The sequence below is a fragment of the Acidiferrobacter sp. genome, assembly GCF_054609335.1.
Map to the genome: position 1 here is coordinate 1 of NZ_JBTRWP010000002.1, position 14,650 is coordinate 14,650.

Below are 14,650 nucleotides of genomic sequence, written 5' to 3' on the forward strand. Positions count from 1 at the left end.
GGGCGGAAAGGACTCAGGTCTTGCCCGGTCTCGCACCTTTTGCCGATAACAACCGCGGACGTGTGCGCCTTAGAGTAGCCCCACCATCCCGGGCGGCAGCGGGCGCATTGCCAAGCCGCCGAGCACCTAAAGGAGGCCTTGTGTCCGCCGACCTGCACCTGCACCCTTGCGTCATACGTATCGACGGGCTTGATATTGCAAGCCATGTGGGCGAAAACCTGCTCGACGCCCTGGCCCGCGCCCACCACTACATCCCCCATCTCTGCTACAACCCGGCCTTAGGCCCCATAAAAACCTGCGACACCTGCTTTGTCACGGCCGACGGCGTGCTCGTCCGCGCCTGCACCCTGCTGGCCCATGACGGCCTGGAGGTCAGAACCCGGGATGCCGCATCGGAAGCGGCGCGTCGTGAAGGTCTGGACCGGGTCCTCGAAAAACACGAACTGTACTGTTCCGTGTGCGACAACAATAACGGCGACTGCGAGATCCACGATGCGGTCGACAGGCTCTCCGTGCGCCATCAGCGTTACCCCTATAGGTCCAAGCCCTATACCGCCGACGCCTCAAACCCCTTTTACACATACGATCCTCTGCAATGCATCCTCTGCGGACGCTGCGTGGAGGCCTGCCAGAACATACAGGTCAATGAAACCCTAACGATAGGCTGGGAACTCGAGCATCCACGCGTCCTATGGGACGGGGGCCAGCCGATCAACGAGTCGAGCTGCGTGTCCTGCGGCCACTGCGTGACGGTATGCCCCTGTAACGCCCTCATGGAAAAGACCCTACTCGGTAAGGCCGGTCCCTTCACCGGCTGGCCCGCGCCGCTAAAGCGCGAAATGATCGACTTCGTGAAGGGCGTGGAGCAGACCACGACCTACATCCCGATCACCGCCCTATCGAAGATCGACGAATACCTGCGCCATGCGGAGCAGAAGATCACGAAGACCGTGTGCACCTTCTGTGGTGTAGGGTGTTCCTTCGATATCACAACCCGCGGCCGCAATATCCTGAAGATCCAACCGGAACAGGGGCCGGCCAACGGTATCTCGACCTGCATCAAAGGCAAATTCGGATGGGACTTCGTGAACAGCACGGACCGCCTCGTCAAACCCCTCATTCGCGAAGGGTCCGCGTTTCGCGAGGCCAGCTGGGACGAGGCCTTGGCGCGCATCCATGAACGATTCTGTGCGATTCGCGCAAGCCACGGGCCCGATGCCCTGGGTTTTGTAGCCACGAGCAAGGGCTCGAACGAGGAGGTCTATCTCACGCAAAAGTTCGCGCGCGGCGTCATCGGCACGAACAATATTGATTGCACCTCGCGCTACTGCCAAAGTCCGGCTACCAAGGGGCTCATGCGCACAGTGGGCTATGCGGGCGACTCGGGCACCATGGACGACATCGACGACGCCGAACTGTTGCTTTTGATCGGCACGAACACCGCCGACAGCCACCCAGTCCTCGCGAGCCGCATCAAGCGTCGCCTAAAGCGCGGCCTGGTGAAGGTAATCGTCGTAGACCTCCTACGCCACGAAATGGCCGAACGCGCCACTCTCTTCCTGCGGCCGAAGCCGGGTACCGACCTCGTGTGGCTCTGTGCCGTGACGCGCTACATCCTCGACTGCGGACTCGAGGACCGCGTATTTCTCGAAAAGCGCGTGAACAATCTGGATGCCCTGCACGCCTCGCTCGCCCCATTCACCCTCGCCTATGCCCACGCCGAGACCGGCATCCCCGAGGCCGAGATCGCACGCATCGCCGAAATGATCGTCGCCGCCTCGGGCGTCTGCGCCCTCTGGGCCATGGGCGTGACACAGCGCACGACTGGGAGCGACACAAGCACCGCCATCTCGAATCTGCTCTTGGTCACGGGCAACTATGGGAAAAAGGGCTCCGGGGCTTACCCCTTGCGCGGCCACAACAACGTCCAGGGGGCCGGCGACTTCGGCGCATTGGCCGAAATGCTGCCAGGCTACTTGAAGGTCTCGGACCCGAAGGCCCGCGAACACGTCAGTCGCGCCTGGGGGGTCGAGATCCCCGCCCGGCCTGGACTCAACAACCACAGCATGATCGACGCCGCGCACGCGGGCGACCTCAAGGCCATGTACATCATTGGGGAGGACACGGCGGTCGTCGATGCCGACACCTATCACACCCAAAGGGCGCTGGCGAAGCTCGACTTTTTGGTCGTCCAGGACATCTTCATGAGCACCACCGCCCAGTTTGCCGACGTCGTGCTGCCGGCCTGCCCAAGCCTCGAAAAGGAAGGCACCTTCGTGAACACGGAACGACGCATCCAGCGCTTCGAGCGCGCCCTCGATCCGCTCGGGGAATCGAAACCGGACTGGCTGATACTCTGCGAGCTCGCCAAACGCTTCGGTCACCGCTGGGACTACGCCGGACCCCGGGAGATCATGTCGGAGGCCAGCAAGGTGGCGCCGATCCTGGCCGGGGTCACGTACGACCGCCTCGAAGGCTATAACTCGCTCGTCTGGCCGGTCGACGCCCAAGGCCACTCCGAGATGCTCCTCTACACGGAGAGCTTCCACACCGAGGATGGCCGGGCCAAACTCCATCCCGTCCATTGGCACGCCCCTGTCGAGCGGGCCTGCGCCGAATACGACCTCACCTTGAACAACGGGCGCGTGCTCGAGCATTTCCAGGAAGGCAATCTCACCTCCCGCGTCCCAGGCATTGTCTCCAAGGTCAACCAATTTTATGTGGAGGTATCGCCGGAGCTTGCCGATGAACTTGGCATCAAGACTGGGGCTTGCGTGACACTCACTTCGCGCCGCGGCAGCGTGGAGGCTCGCGTATTGGTGAGCCCCCGCGTCATCGGGCGCGAACTGTACACTGTGGAATTCTCCTTAAAGGAGCCCATCAACCGCCTGACGGGCAAGCACACCGACGCGGCGACCCAGACGCCCGCCTTTAAGGAGCTGACCGTGAAACTCAAGGTGCTTACGCGCGAAGGCCCGTCGCCTGTGCCGCGCTCCAATCCCCGCTTTGGCACGCGCACCCCCCAATCCGGCGTCGAGGTCGAACGCAAATGGAAGCGCGACGAGTATCGGCCCATCCCGGGCACGGTGGCCGCCCGCGCCGGAGACCCGTCATGAGCGCACCCATCGATTACCGTCATGTGCCGATGCCAGAGGCGGCCGCGGAAAAGGAGCTCCTCGAACTCCTGGAGGCGCTCTCCCGACAGGGCATTCTGCGTTTCCTGACCGCACTCATAGGGGCACTGCCGGACGCCGGCCTCATCGTGGCCCGCGGCCTGAACTCCCAAGAATCGCGCCATGCGGTGCAAAATATCGTCACGCTCTTGCGGACCTTGGGGCACGTGCCGGCGCAAGACTTCTCGCGCTTCATGGAGGCCGTGTCGGTCGCCACACAAGGCGTGGAACGCGAAACCGAAACCCCGCACGACGGGATCAGTGATCCACCGGGGATCACCGGCGTCTACCGGCTCCTCCAAGACGACGCCCTCTGGCGCGCCTTAGGCCCCCTGCTAGGGGGTCTCAAGACCTTCGGCGAGAGCCTCGCCCAAGGGGCGCCCTCCAAGGCGCCGCCGCCGCGCGAGCCCCTGCTTTGATACGCTAAAGCCAGCCGCGCTCCTTGAAGGAGACGATGTGGCCATCGCCGACCACGAGATGATCGACGACCCGTACGCCGATCAAGCCAAGTGCCGCAGCAAGCCGCACAGTGAGATCCCGATCGGCCAGGCTCGGCTCCGCGTGCCCTGACGGATGATTGTGGACAAAAATAGCGGCGGCGGCGTTATGGACCAGGGCGCGTTTTACCACCTCGCGCGGATATACGGCCGCCGCGTCTATCGTACCTTCGAACAGGACCTCCTCCACGAGCAGACGGTGACGGATATCGAGAAACAGGCAGGCGAAGACCTCACGAGGGCGATCCCGGAAGGCGGCCGTAAGATAGCGGCGTGTCACCAAAGACGACGAGAGCACTGTGTCGCGACGCAGGCTCTCGCCTAAATGGCGCCGCCCCATCTCTAGTACGGCGCGCACCAGGGCGTATTTGGCAGGCCCAAGACCGGGTGCCTCGCAAAACGCACCCTGCTCGACTGTCAGCAGACCGCGCAATCCCCCGAATCGCGCAAGCAACATGCGCGCAAGGTCCACGGCAGTCTTGCCGCTCACCCCGGTTCTCAGGACAATGGCCAAGAGCTCGGCGTCGGACAGAGCCTCGGGGCCGTGTTGTAACAGGCGCTCGCGCGGACGTTCGTCTACGGGCCAAGCGGAAATGGTCATGGCGACTCCTTACCGCTACGATAGCAAGAGGAGGCACCGCGCGCCGTCCGGAAAATCGCCGGCTCGCCAAAAGGATGGGAACGGGACATGCGGGATAGGGCCTCGCCTCAAGATCGTCGGGTGGTGCTTGGCATCACAGGTGGCATAGCCGCCTACAAAGCGCCGGAACTGGTGCGCCAACTGCGTGCCGCGGGCGCCGAGGTGCGTGTCGTGCTGTCACGGAGCGCCACGCGTTTCGTCGCTCCCGGGGCCCTTGCGGCTGTGGGCGCGGAACTGGTCGACGACGAGGGCATGGGGATGCTTCACATCGACCTTGCCCGCTGGGCCGACGTCGTGCTAATCGCGCCTGCGACGGCCCACCTCCTGGCGCGACTTGCGATCGGCGCCGCGGACGACCTGCTCACGACCCTCTGCCTAGCCACTGAGGCCCCCCTCTGTGTCGCACCCGCCATGAATCGTGTAATGTGGGAACATCCGGCGACGCGTGCCAATCACACGCAACTCCTGGGGCGGGGCGTGCTGTTCGTGGGGCCCGGACAAGGCCCTCAGGCCTGTGGTGAGAACGGCCCTGGGCGCATGAGCGAACCCGCCGAGATCGTGGCCGTCCTTGAGCGACTCTGGAGCGAAACCGGCGCCTTGCGCGATATCCCGGCACTCGTGACCGCAGGCCCTACCTATGAGGCCTTGGACCCGGCCCGCGGCTTCACCAACCGAAGCTCCGGGAAGATGGGTTACGCCATCGCGGCGGCACTTGCCGAGCAAGGGGCGCAGGTCATCCTGGTGTCGGGTCCCACGGCCCTGGCCGCCCCTCCGGGGGTGCACCGGGTCCTCGTCACCAGCGCAGCTGAGATGCGCGAGGCGGTCCTTGCCCACCGCGGCAGGATGCGGCTTTTCGTGGGCGCCGCCGCCGTCGCCGACTATCGACCGGAAACAATCTCGCCACAGAAACTGAAGAAGCAGGCGGACACCCTAACCATCACGTTCGTCCGGAACCCCGACATTCTAGCCGAGGTTGCGCAATGGCAACCCCGGCCGTTTACCGTAGGGTTCGCAGCCGAGACCGAGGAACTCGAGAGCCACGCCCGCACCAAGCTCGAAAAAAAGGGACTCGATCTCGTGATCGCAAACCCCGTGGGGGAGCCGGGTGCCGGCTTTGGAGAGGATCAAAACCGCGTGACCCTGATCGATAGAGACCGCACCGTCGCGTGGACCGCCGCGCCCAAGACCGAGATTGCGCGCCAGATCGTGACGGAGATCATCAAACGCTTACCGAGGAACACACACGCGTGACCGGACCCATTGTAGATCTCAAGATCCTGGATACACGCTACGGGAAGGAATTCCCGCTGCCCACCTACGCCACCGCGGGTTCCGCAGCCGTGGATCTGCGCGCCTGCGTCAAGGAACCGCTCACTCTGGCGCCGTCGGACTGCCGGCTCGTGCCGACCGGTCTTGCCCTGCATATCGCCGACCGCGCCTATGCCGCGCTCATCCTGCCGCGCTCGGGGCTTGGACACAAAGGGCTCGTCCTCGGCAATACCGTAGGCCTCATCGATTCCGACTATCAGGGCGAGATCAGCTTGTCCTGCTGGAACCGCAGCGGCGAGCCGTTCACGATCGCCCCGGGCGACCGCGTGGCCCAGCTTTTGATCGTGCCGGTGGTCACGGCACACTTCCGTATCGTCGACCAATTCGAGCAGGCGACCGAGCGTGGCGAGTCCGGTTTCGGTCACTCGGGCATCCGTTAGCATACCAACCTCGCCCGGCCACGGGCCCCACCAGGAGACATGTGACCGATGACCCCGACCTCCACCGCAACACGTACCGATCTTCCGCCCGCCGGCATTTTCAAGTCCTACGACATACGGGGCATCGTCGACGTCGAGTTAAAACCCGAGCATGTGCGCGCCATCGGACAGGCAATCGGCAGCGAGGCGCGTGACCGTGGTCGCTCCACGGTCGTCATCGCCCGCGACGGGAGGCTTTCGGGACCGACACTGCTTCAGGCCTTAAGTGCGGGACTCACCGCAAGCGGCTGCGACGTCATCGACATAGGGCTCGTGCCCACCCCGCTGCTCTACTTCGCCACCCTGGCCTTCGAGACCGGGTCGGGCGTCATGCTGACCGGGAGCCACAACCCGCCCCAATACAACGGTTTGAAGATCCTGCTCGACGGCGAGACCTTGTCCGGCGCGCAGATCACGGCGCTCTACCAACGCCTCGTCGAAGGCCATCTTGCAAGCGGCGCCGGAACGAGCCGCTCCGCCGACATCCGCCAGACCTATCTCGATCGGGTCACAGGCGATGTGCGGCTAAAGCGCCCCTTAAAGGTCGTGCTTGACTGCGGCAACGGCGCGACCGGAGAGGTCGCCCCAGCCCTCTTTGGCGCGCTGGGCTGCTCTATCACCACCTTGTTCGGCGAAATTGACGGACACTTCCCCAACCACCATCCCGACCCGAGTCAGCCGGAAAATCTGCGAGACCTCCAGAAGCGCGTTATCGCGGAAGGGGCCGATGTCGGGCTTGCCTTTGACGGAGACGGGGACCGCCTGGCCGTGGTGGCGCCGGATGGCGCCATCATCTGGCCGGACCGACAACTCATACTCTTCGCCCGCGACGTCCTGTCCCGCCACCCCAATGGCCAGATCCTCTACGATGTCAAATGCTCGCGCGCCCTGGACGAGGCGATACGGGAGGCCGGCGGCCGCCCCCTCATGTGGAAGACCGGGCACTCTTTCATAAAGGCCCGCATCCGGCAGGGCGACGTGCTGCTCGCCGGCGAGATGAGCGGCCACATCTTCTTCAAGGAACGCTGGACCGGTTTCGACGATGGGCTGTATGCCGGGGCTAGGCTTTTGGAGCTCCTCGCCAAGAGCCCCGTGCCGCCGGCGGCGGTCTTCGGCGCGCTCCCCAACACCGTCAACACCCCGGAGATTCAGATCCAGGTTACGACCGAAAGTCCGCACGCCTTGGTGGATCTCCTGGTGCAGGCCGCGCATTTCCCGGACGCCCGGGTCACAACGATAGACGGCCTGCGGGTAGATTTTTCGGATGGCTTCGGACTCATACGGGCCTCCAACACCACCCCCATACTCGTGTTGCGATTCGAGGGCACGACACAAGAGGCGCTCGAACGCATCCAAGCCCGTTTCCGCGATCTCATGACGGGCGTGCGGCCGGCGCTGGCGACCTGGTAGACGCACGGCACAGCGTAATTATTCCCCGGAAATTTCCGCGGATCCGACGGGGTCCGGGGTTGTCAGCACGGGGATTTGGCGCCATCCTGTAGGGCTGTGGCACGACCCAATAACCGAAAAATGAGGAGAACAGTCACCATGCGTCGATTTCTCACTGGAGCCGCATTAGCGCTCGGAACCGCCGGCATCTGCTATGCGCACAACCCGCTGAACGCGATCAAAGGGCCCCACATCGACCTCGACAAGACGGTGATCAAAGTGCCGCTCGCGAAGGGGGTCTCTCCGAAAGACGCGGTGCAGGCCATGAAGATCGAAGCAAATACCGTCAATATGAAATACGTGGGTGATCTGCCGCTCTCGAAACAACTGAAATTGATGGGTATCAAATCGGGCATCCTGACCGTGTATGAGTTCTGCAGCCCGCCCATAGCACACATCATGGTGGAAGCCGACCCGGCCTTCGCTGCCTACCTTCCCTGTCGCATCACGATGGTGGCCTCGCGCGGCCGTGTCTGGCTCGAAATGTTGAATCTCAACATGATCATCAATGGGGCGCATCTGAAGGGCAAAATGCGCAGCCAAGCCCTACGGGTACGCAACGACCTCGACTCCATCCTCTGGGCCGGCGCCCGGGGTAACTGGTAGAGCCGGTGCACAAGGCCGGCTGGGCCCTGGTGCTCACCGTCCTCCTGGCGACCCCGGCGCCGGGCCATGCGGCCGCGACCGGGGTGATCTTCCAGGTAAGCACGAACTCCCCCGCCACCTGGAAGGTGGCCGTCCATAATGTCCGCAACCTCGAGCGAGCCACCGGCATGCCCGGCAATCGCATCGAGGTCGTGGTCTTCTCCCGCGCAGCGCGCATGCTACTCAAGGACTCGCCCGTGGCCCCCAATCTGGATGCCCTCCATGCATCGGGGGTCACGATCGAGGCCTGCAAAGCCAGCATTCGTAAGGTGGGGCTCAAGCTCTCGACGATCCTCCCCTTCGTGCGCTACGTTCCCTCGGGGGTGGCCGAGATCGTGCGCCGCGAGCGCCAGGGCTGGGCCTACGTACGGCCCTGAGAGCGCGCCCGAGTCATGGGTACACCGTCAAGCCGCGCGCGCCCCCGGGAACTGAATCAAGACCTTGGTGTAACCATCCACCCGTTGGTCAAATTTCTGGTAGGCCTCGGGAGCCTGGTCGATCGCGATCCGATGACTCACGATCTTGCTGGGCTTGGCGCGCCCGGCAATGATGAGGTCGCGCAGAGACTCGTTATAGAGCTTCACAGGGCACTGCCCCATGCCGACGGTCACGGCCTTGTCGAAGAGCTCCGCCATAGGCAACGCGAAGACGCCTTGCTTGGCTTCCGCCGTCTTCCCGCCGGGGTCCGGCGCTATATACACCCCAACGATGCCGATGTGGCCGGCCGGATTCACGAGTTTCACCATGTTTTCCAGGACCTGCGTCGGTTTTTCACGGGCATAATCCCGGTCGTCCCGCGCCTGATAGCCCACGGCATCGATCACGCACTCGACACCCTTCAGCTTGTCTTCGCCTGGGCGCAGACGCCCCCGCAAGCCAGGCAGCTTGGCGCGCAGGGCGAAGATCTGCTCCACCGGATCGCCATCGCGGGCGTTGATGGGGGTCGCGCCCAACTCCTTGACCTTATCGAGGCGCTCGGGCACGAAATCGATAACATAGACCTCCGAGGCGCCCTTGAGCAAAGAGCTCAGTGCCGCCATGAGGCCCACGGGGCCGGCCCCGAAGATCGCCACGCTCTTGCCGGCCGCCACCTGGGCAAGCTCCGCCCCGTAGAAGCCCGTGGGGAACACGTCAGCCAACAGAATGAAATCCTCTTCCCATGAATCGAATGGCTTGCCGGGAAGCTTCAGGCAATTGAAGTCCGCGTTCGGCACCAGGACGTACTCGGCCTGTCCTCCGCCATAGGGCCCCATGCCCGCATAACCGTAGGCGGCATGTGGCTTCTGGGCATCCATGGTGAGGCACATATTGGTCAAGCCGCGGTGGCAGTTGTAGCAATAACCGCAGGCGATATTGAACGGCAGCACCACCCGATCGCCCGGTTTGATACTCGTGACCGCCTCACCCACGCGCTCGATGACACCCATGATCTCATGACCCACCACATGCCCTTTCGGGAGGGCTGTGCGTCCTTCGTACATATGGAGATCGCTTCCGCAGATCGCCGAGGTCGTGACCCTGAGCACCGCGTCTTTGACGCCTGCGGTCCCAGGCTCCTTCTCGTCGACCACGCGCATCCGACTTTCCCCTTCGTACACCACGGCTTTCATAGGCAATCCCCTCGACTGGGCTGGTTCGCGTCACACCCTGGGGCATCTGCGGCCTGCGCAGCGCACTCCCGAGATCTGCTTACAGAGACCCAGAAGGATCTCGCGAGTTCGCCGCTATCCGGCCTTGGTCCTCGTTCGAAGGTGACTTGCGCGCGCCCCGCTCCCCCGGGCCACCCCATTCACGGGGACCCGCTTGCCTGACCCCGGCGGCGACCTTAAGCGCGTAGCGCGGGTGCACCCCTGGGGCCGTCATAGTGATAGCGGCGCAGCACCGCCTGACCTGCCGGCGCGCGCAGCCAGGCGATGAAGCGACGGGCCGCCACCGCGTTCCCACTGCCATGCAGGACCGCGGCGTAGAACACGAGGGGGGATGGTCTATGCACGCGGCCTTGCAGGCGCAATGACACGGTCTCGTAAGTCTTCTCATAGGCCGCATCACCAAGATTGATGGAAGGCGGCAAGGTCAGGTAAGGCAGGCCCAGGGCGGCCGGCTGCGGCTTGTAGGCCGAGCTTGCGTCGAGTTGGCCGCCCTGGAGACGCGCCATGACCTCGGGCTCGGGGAAGATTTGGCGATCATTGACGACAGGGCCCAGGACCCGCCGGACGAGCCCAGGCACGCCGTAGTAGCGCTCCGCTAAATCCATCATAAAGAGGACATTGAGACCTTGCGGATCGGTCAGTGGGTCCGTACGGCCAAAGCGCACGCCCGGCTCTTCCAAGACCCGCCACCAGGGCTTATGGCCGCCACGCCCCGCCCTGGCAAACGCGGCCGCCAGGGGCGTGCGCGGACTATAGGCGAGGACAAGTTCGGTGCTTGCCACGGCGAAGGCCTCTTGCGCATGGCCCGCACGCAACACGATATCCATGGGCCCACGCGTGATCGAGATGAACACGTCCGGACGGATGGTGCCGGCCATGATCATGTGGGCCAGCCCCAAGGCCCCCTGGGCACGGCCTTCGATCCGCAGGCCGAAATCACGCGCCATCACCGGCGCCACACCGCCATGCATGAGTGCGCCCATGGAACCGGCGTACGCCACCTGCAACACAGCCCGCGCACGGGCCCTGGCGAGCTCAGGCACCGAAAACGCGGAAAGCCCGCCCACCGCCCCCCACAAAAACTGCCGTCTCGTCAAACCCATAAGCCCCCCAAAATATCGCCTGACGGCGCTCGCCGCACTGACGCGCACCGGACCCTTATCATCGAACCCGTGGCGTCTTGCGCTCTATCTCAGCCGGTGACCGCGAGAATGATATGTGAGGCCTTAATCAAGGCACAGGCACCCATACCCTCCTCCAGCCCGAGGTTTTCCAGGCTCTCCTTGGTCATCACAGCGGCTATGGTCTTGCCGCTCTCGAGCTCGATCACAATCTCGCAATTCACCACGCCCTTATGGCAGCGGACCACGGTCCCGCAGAGGGTATTGCGCGCGCTGGTGCGCAAGGCCCCGTCGGCAGCCGTCACGATGACCCACGGGGCCTTGATGAGGGCACAGGCCTCGACGCCAAGGGCAAGCCCGAGGTGGTCCACGCTCTCGTTGGTGACAACCGCCGCCAAAGACAGGCCGTCGCCGATATCCAGCACGACCTCGGTATTGACCACCCCTTTCCGGATGCCTTTAACGAGACCTACAAACTCGTTACGCGCGCTTGTCCTCATGTCGAATTCTTCATGAGCCGGAAGAAATGATCAAGGTCCTGCTGCCCCTGCAAGGCCCCCAGAAACCGCTGATACTCGCCCTCGAGCCGCCGGAATGCCGACAAGGCCTGAAGACCGAAAGGGGTCAGTGCGCTACCCCCGCCGCTGCGACCTCCGGGAGTCCGTACAACCAGGGGCGAAGCGGCGAGATTATTGATGCGCTCAACCGCCTCCCAGGCGCCCTTGTAGCTGAGGCCGAGGGCGCGAGCGGCGGCCGATATGGAGCCGAGTTCGCCGATCTTCTCCAGCAATTCGATGCGTCCCGCGCCGCGCGAGGGCGGCCGCATCTCATCCCTCATAAAGATCCCTCCTGGATCTCGTGACTTAGTTCCGCGCCATAACGCATCCTGCGGTCGCACGCCCTAGCTATGGGTACCGATGACGTGTCAGTGGGGGCGCGAAGCCTCCCTCTCGGAACAAAGAATAAAGAACTGATCTCGTGGCGTGAAAGGGCTCCTTATCAATGAGTGTAGCCGACATTACGCCTGATATCCCCGCCCTGAATAAAGGGGGTTTACGGCGCTCTAGGGTAAGTCGTACGCCGATAAGGCAGCGCGCTCGCGCCCCTATTCAGGCACGCCGCAGCCCCTAGCGCCGCCACGCGGTCCAGCGGCGCCGGATCATTGCGCCCATCGCGATGCGGGCCAGTCGATAGCGCCGGGGCCCCGCAAACCACCGGGCCCCGGGGCTGCATGGCCTAAGTCTTGGGGAGGGTTACGCCCTTCTGACCTTGGTACTTGCCGCCCCGATCCTTGTAGGAGGTCTCGCAGGCTTCGCCGGCCTCAAAGAAGATCACCTGCGCCACCCCCTCGTTCGCGTATATCTTCGCAGGCAAGGGTGAGGTGTTTGAGAACTCGAGCGTGACGTGGCCCTCCCACTCCGGCTCGAAGGGCGTCACATTGACAATGATGCCGCAGCGCGCGTAAGTGGAGTTGTGCACGATCAGCCCATTGGCGAGGAAATTGTGCAATCCGGGGACTTCGATATCGTAGACCGGCTCTTGACCCGCGGGATGGATGGCCGCCACCCGATCCCACTCGGCGGCACCCCGAACATAGGCACCATCGGTGCCGTTGCCGCGATACGCGAGGGCTCTGTCCTGTGTGAGCAAGCGCGCGCCTAGACCTTCCTCGACTGTCCGGCAGGACAGACCAAGACGAGTAGCCAAGTGGCGTAACTCATCGATCAGAGGGCGCGCGGCCAAGAGGCCCTCACTCGCGGAATCCTTCATGACGACGGCGACGAAACGGGCGACATCGGCACGCGGGGCGCGAAAGACCGCATCCGGGAGGGCATCGATCATGCCGGCCTGCGCCTGCGCCCGCACCAGATGCCCGAGTCGCTCGGGGGCGATCAAAGGCTCGGTGCCAAAAAAAGGCGCCGACACGGCGGCCGCAAGCCTATCGCCTACGGCGAGATCCGAAAGCGGCACCCAGCCCGTGGGCGTAAGTAAGGGATGATTAGCCGTCGCAGTAAGCGATAGGCCGCTTTCCGTGACGAGCCGCCATACAGGTTTGACCCCATGGGAGGCCAGCGCCGCGACCCGCGCCTGACGCATCCCTCCAGGGGCGAGTGCCGCGGTGCGCCGCGCCCGGCCCCAATCCCTGATGCGCAGGTACTCGCCCGTGTCAGCGTCGAGTACGCGCGTATCGCCGGTCACGCACTTACCAAGACAGATCGTAAGAACGTTGCGCGGGATACGAAAGTATTCGACGGTGCGCGCCAGCGCGAAGGAATTGGGCGGTATGATGCATACGTCGCCGTGAAAATCCACGAAGCTGTTGGCGTCGAAGTTCTTCGGATCGACGATCACGGAATTGATGTTCGTAAAGATCTTGAACTCGTTGGAGCAACGAATATCGTAGCCGTAGCTCGACGTGCCGAAGGACACGAGGCGCTCTTCCCCCCGCGACTTCACCTGACCGGGCTCGAAGGGCTCGATCATCCCATGATCCTGCGCCATGCGCCGGATCCATTTGTCGGATTTTATGCTCATCCCTCACCCGGACCGCGCCGGTCTCCTCCCAGAGGCCCTGACGCCGTCAGGTGTTTTGAATGACGATATTCGGGAAACTCCCCGAGAAATCCTTCTTCATGAGCGCGAGCCGCCCGCCGATACGCCGCGCGATCTCCCGATAGATCTCCGCGATGCGGCCCTCGGGATCGGCCACGACCGTGGGCCGACCGCCGTCAGCGTCGGCACAGATGCGCAGATCAAGGGGCAAGGCGCCCAGAAAATCGACATCGTACTGCTCCGCCATCTTGAGCCCACCGCCGGCCCCGAAAATATGCTCCTCATGGCCGCACTGGCTGCAGATATGGGTGCTCATGTTCTCCACGATACCGATCACCGGGATCTCGACCTTTTCAAACATCTTCAAACCCTTGCGGGCATCGAGCAGAGCGATGTCCTGGGGGGTCGTGACGATCACGGCACCGGTCACCGGCACCTTCTGCGCGAGCGTAAGCTGGATGTCGCCCGTGCCCGGAGGCAGGTCGACCACGAGATAGTCGAGATCTTGCCAGTTGGTGTCGCGCAAGAGCTGCTCCAGGGCCTGGGTGACCATGGGACCGCGCCAGATCATAGGGGTCTCTTCGTCGATCAGATAGCCTATGGACATCGACTGCAGATGATAGCTCGGGACCGGCTCCATGCGCCGCCCGTCCTTGGACTCGGGCTTGGCGCGCGAACCGAGCATCCGCGGTTGGCTCGGGCCATAGATGTCCGCATCGAGGATGCCGACCTTCGCCCCCTCCGCCGACAGCGCCAGGGCCAGATTCACGGCGGTGGTGGATTTGCCGACGCCCCCCTTGCCGGAAGCGACGGCGATAATATTCTTGACCCCAGGGATGGGTTTGACTCCCTTCTGGACGCCATGGGCCACAATTCGGGACTCGACCGTCACATGCGCCGTCTTGACCCCCTTGACCCCCAAGATCTTGTCGCGCAAGCGCGCTGCGAGCGCGTCCCTCACGCCGTTTGCGGGATAACCCAGGACCACTTCGACCGAAACGGCGTCACCGTCCACCTTGATCTGCTTGATGGCCTTCGCGGTCACCAAATCCTGCTCCAAATACGGGTCTATGACCTCTTTCAAGGCCGTTTCCACCTGAAGCTGGGAGACATCCGCCATAGTGTACTTCTCCTGAAATGCCCTGCCGGACCACGGGGTTTAGCCTCGCCATCCT

The 14,650-nt window shown here is 63.7% G+C and carries 14 protein-coding genes and 1 pseudogene; 7 read left to right on the forward strand and 8 right to left on the reverse strand.

The genetic code is table 11. The annotated features are described in order from the left end of the window. Positions 1-140 precede the first annotated feature (140 nt). Positions 141-3,116, forward strand: coding sequence for a formate dehydrogenase subunit alpha (gene fdhF, locus ACYCTF_RS00625; protein WP_461282991.1), 2,976 nt, complete (start codon positions 141-143; stop codon positions 3,114-3,116). Continuing rightward, positions 3,113-3,592, forward strand: coding sequence for a helical membrane plugin domain-containing protein (locus tag ACYCTF_RS00630; RefSeq protein WP_461282990.1), 480 nt, complete (start codon positions 3,113-3,115; stop codon positions 3,590-3,592). The genes fdhF and ACYCTF_RS00630 overlap by 4 nt, the downstream gene beginning before the upstream one ends. A gap of 4 nt (positions 3,593-3,596) precedes the next feature. On the opposite strand, the gene radC is transcribed toward ACYCTF_RS00630, so the two are convergent. Further along, positions 3,597-4,271, reverse strand: a complete 675-nt coding sequence (radC, locus tag ACYCTF_RS00635) for a RadC family protein (RefSeq protein ID WP_461282989.1) — start codon at positions 4,269-4,271, stop codon at positions 3,597-3,599. Between the two features lie 87 nt (positions 4,272-4,358). On the opposite strand from radC, the gene coaBC reads away from it, so the two are divergent. The 5 genes from coaBC (at position 4,359) to ACYCTF_RS00660 (ending at position 8,529) form a co-directional block, all read left to right on the forward strand. Continuing rightward, positions 4,359-5,561 (forward strand): bifunctional phosphopantothenoylcysteine decarboxylase/phosphopantothenate--cysteine ligase CoaBC, encoded by a 1,203-nt coding sequence (gene coaBC / locus ACYCTF_RS00640; protein ID WP_461282988.1) that lies wholly within the window; start codon positions 4,359-4,361, stop codon positions 5,559-5,561. Between the two features lie 8 nt (positions 5,562-5,569). Beyond that, a complete protein-coding gene (dut, locus tag ACYCTF_RS00645; RefSeq protein ID WP_461282994.1) occupies positions 5,570-6,019 on the forward strand; it encodes a dUTP diphosphatase in 450 nt (149 codons plus the stop codon). Between the two features lie 48 nt (positions 6,020-6,067). Next, on the forward strand, positions 6,068-7,468 hold the full coding sequence (locus ACYCTF_RS00650) for a phosphomannomutase/phosphoglucomutase (protein ID WP_461282987.1): 1,401 nt from the start codon (positions 6,068-6,070) through the stop codon (positions 7,466-7,468). A gap of 138 nt (positions 7,469-7,606) precedes the next feature. Beyond that, positions 7,607-8,113 (forward strand): DUF302 domain-containing protein, encoded by a 507-nt coding sequence (locus ACYCTF_RS00655; RefSeq protein ID WP_461282986.1) that lies wholly within the window; start codon positions 7,607-7,609, stop codon positions 8,111-8,113. 5 nt (positions 8,114-8,118) lie between these two features. Beyond that, a complete protein-coding gene (locus tag ACYCTF_RS00660) occupies positions 8,119-8,529 on the forward strand; it encodes a DsrE family protein (RefSeq protein WP_461282985.1) in 411 nt (136 codons plus the stop codon). Positions 8,530-8,556: 27 nt separating this feature from the next. Here ACYCTF_RS00660 and ACYCTF_RS00665 read toward each other — a convergent pair whose 3' ends face one another. The 7 genes and pseudogenes from ACYCTF_RS00665 to apbC form a co-directional block, all read right to left on the reverse strand. Next, positions 8,557-9,762: a glutathione-independent formaldehyde dehydrogenase gene (locus ACYCTF_RS00665; protein ID WP_461284406.1), complete on the reverse strand. Its 1,206-nt coding sequence runs from the start codon at positions 9,760-9,762 to the stop codon at positions 8,557-8,559. A gap of 215 nt (positions 9,763-9,977) precedes the next feature. Continuing rightward, positions 9,978-10,904, reverse strand: coding sequence for an extracellular solute-binding protein (locus ACYCTF_RS00670; RefSeq protein WP_461282983.1), 927 nt, complete (start codon positions 10,902-10,904; stop codon positions 9,978-9,980). An 89-nt stretch (positions 10,905-10,993) separates the two neighbouring features. Next, on the reverse strand, positions 10,994-11,422 hold the full coding sequence (locus ACYCTF_RS00675; protein ID WP_461282982.1) for a TOBE domain-containing protein: 429 nt from the start codon (positions 11,420-11,422) through the stop codon (positions 10,994-10,996). Further along, positions 11,419-11,760, reverse strand: coding sequence for a winged helix-turn-helix domain-containing protein (locus ACYCTF_RS00680; RefSeq protein WP_461282981.1), 342 nt, complete (start codon positions 11,758-11,760; stop codon positions 11,419-11,421). Before ACYCTF_RS00680 ends, ACYCTF_RS00675 begins: the two co-directional genes overlap by 4 nt. Positions 11,761-12,158: 398 nt before the next feature. Further along, positions 12,159-13,121, reverse strand: a complete 963-nt coding sequence (locus ACYCTF_RS00685; RefSeq protein WP_461282993.1) for a dCTP deaminase — start codon at positions 13,119-13,121, stop codon at positions 12,159-12,161. Positions 13,122-13,124: 3 nt separating this feature from the next. After that, positions 13,125-13,457 (reverse strand): annotated as a pseudogene (locus ACYCTF_RS00690) (dCTP deaminase); the annotation flags it as partial. Between the two features lie 46 nt (positions 13,458-13,503). After that, complete coding sequence (apbC, locus tag ACYCTF_RS00695; RefSeq protein WP_461282980.1) at positions 13,504-14,595, reverse strand: iron-sulfur cluster carrier protein ApbC; 1,092 nt, start codon at positions 14,593-14,595, stop codon at positions 13,504-13,506. Between the last annotated feature and the right edge of the window lie 55 nt (positions 14,596-14,650).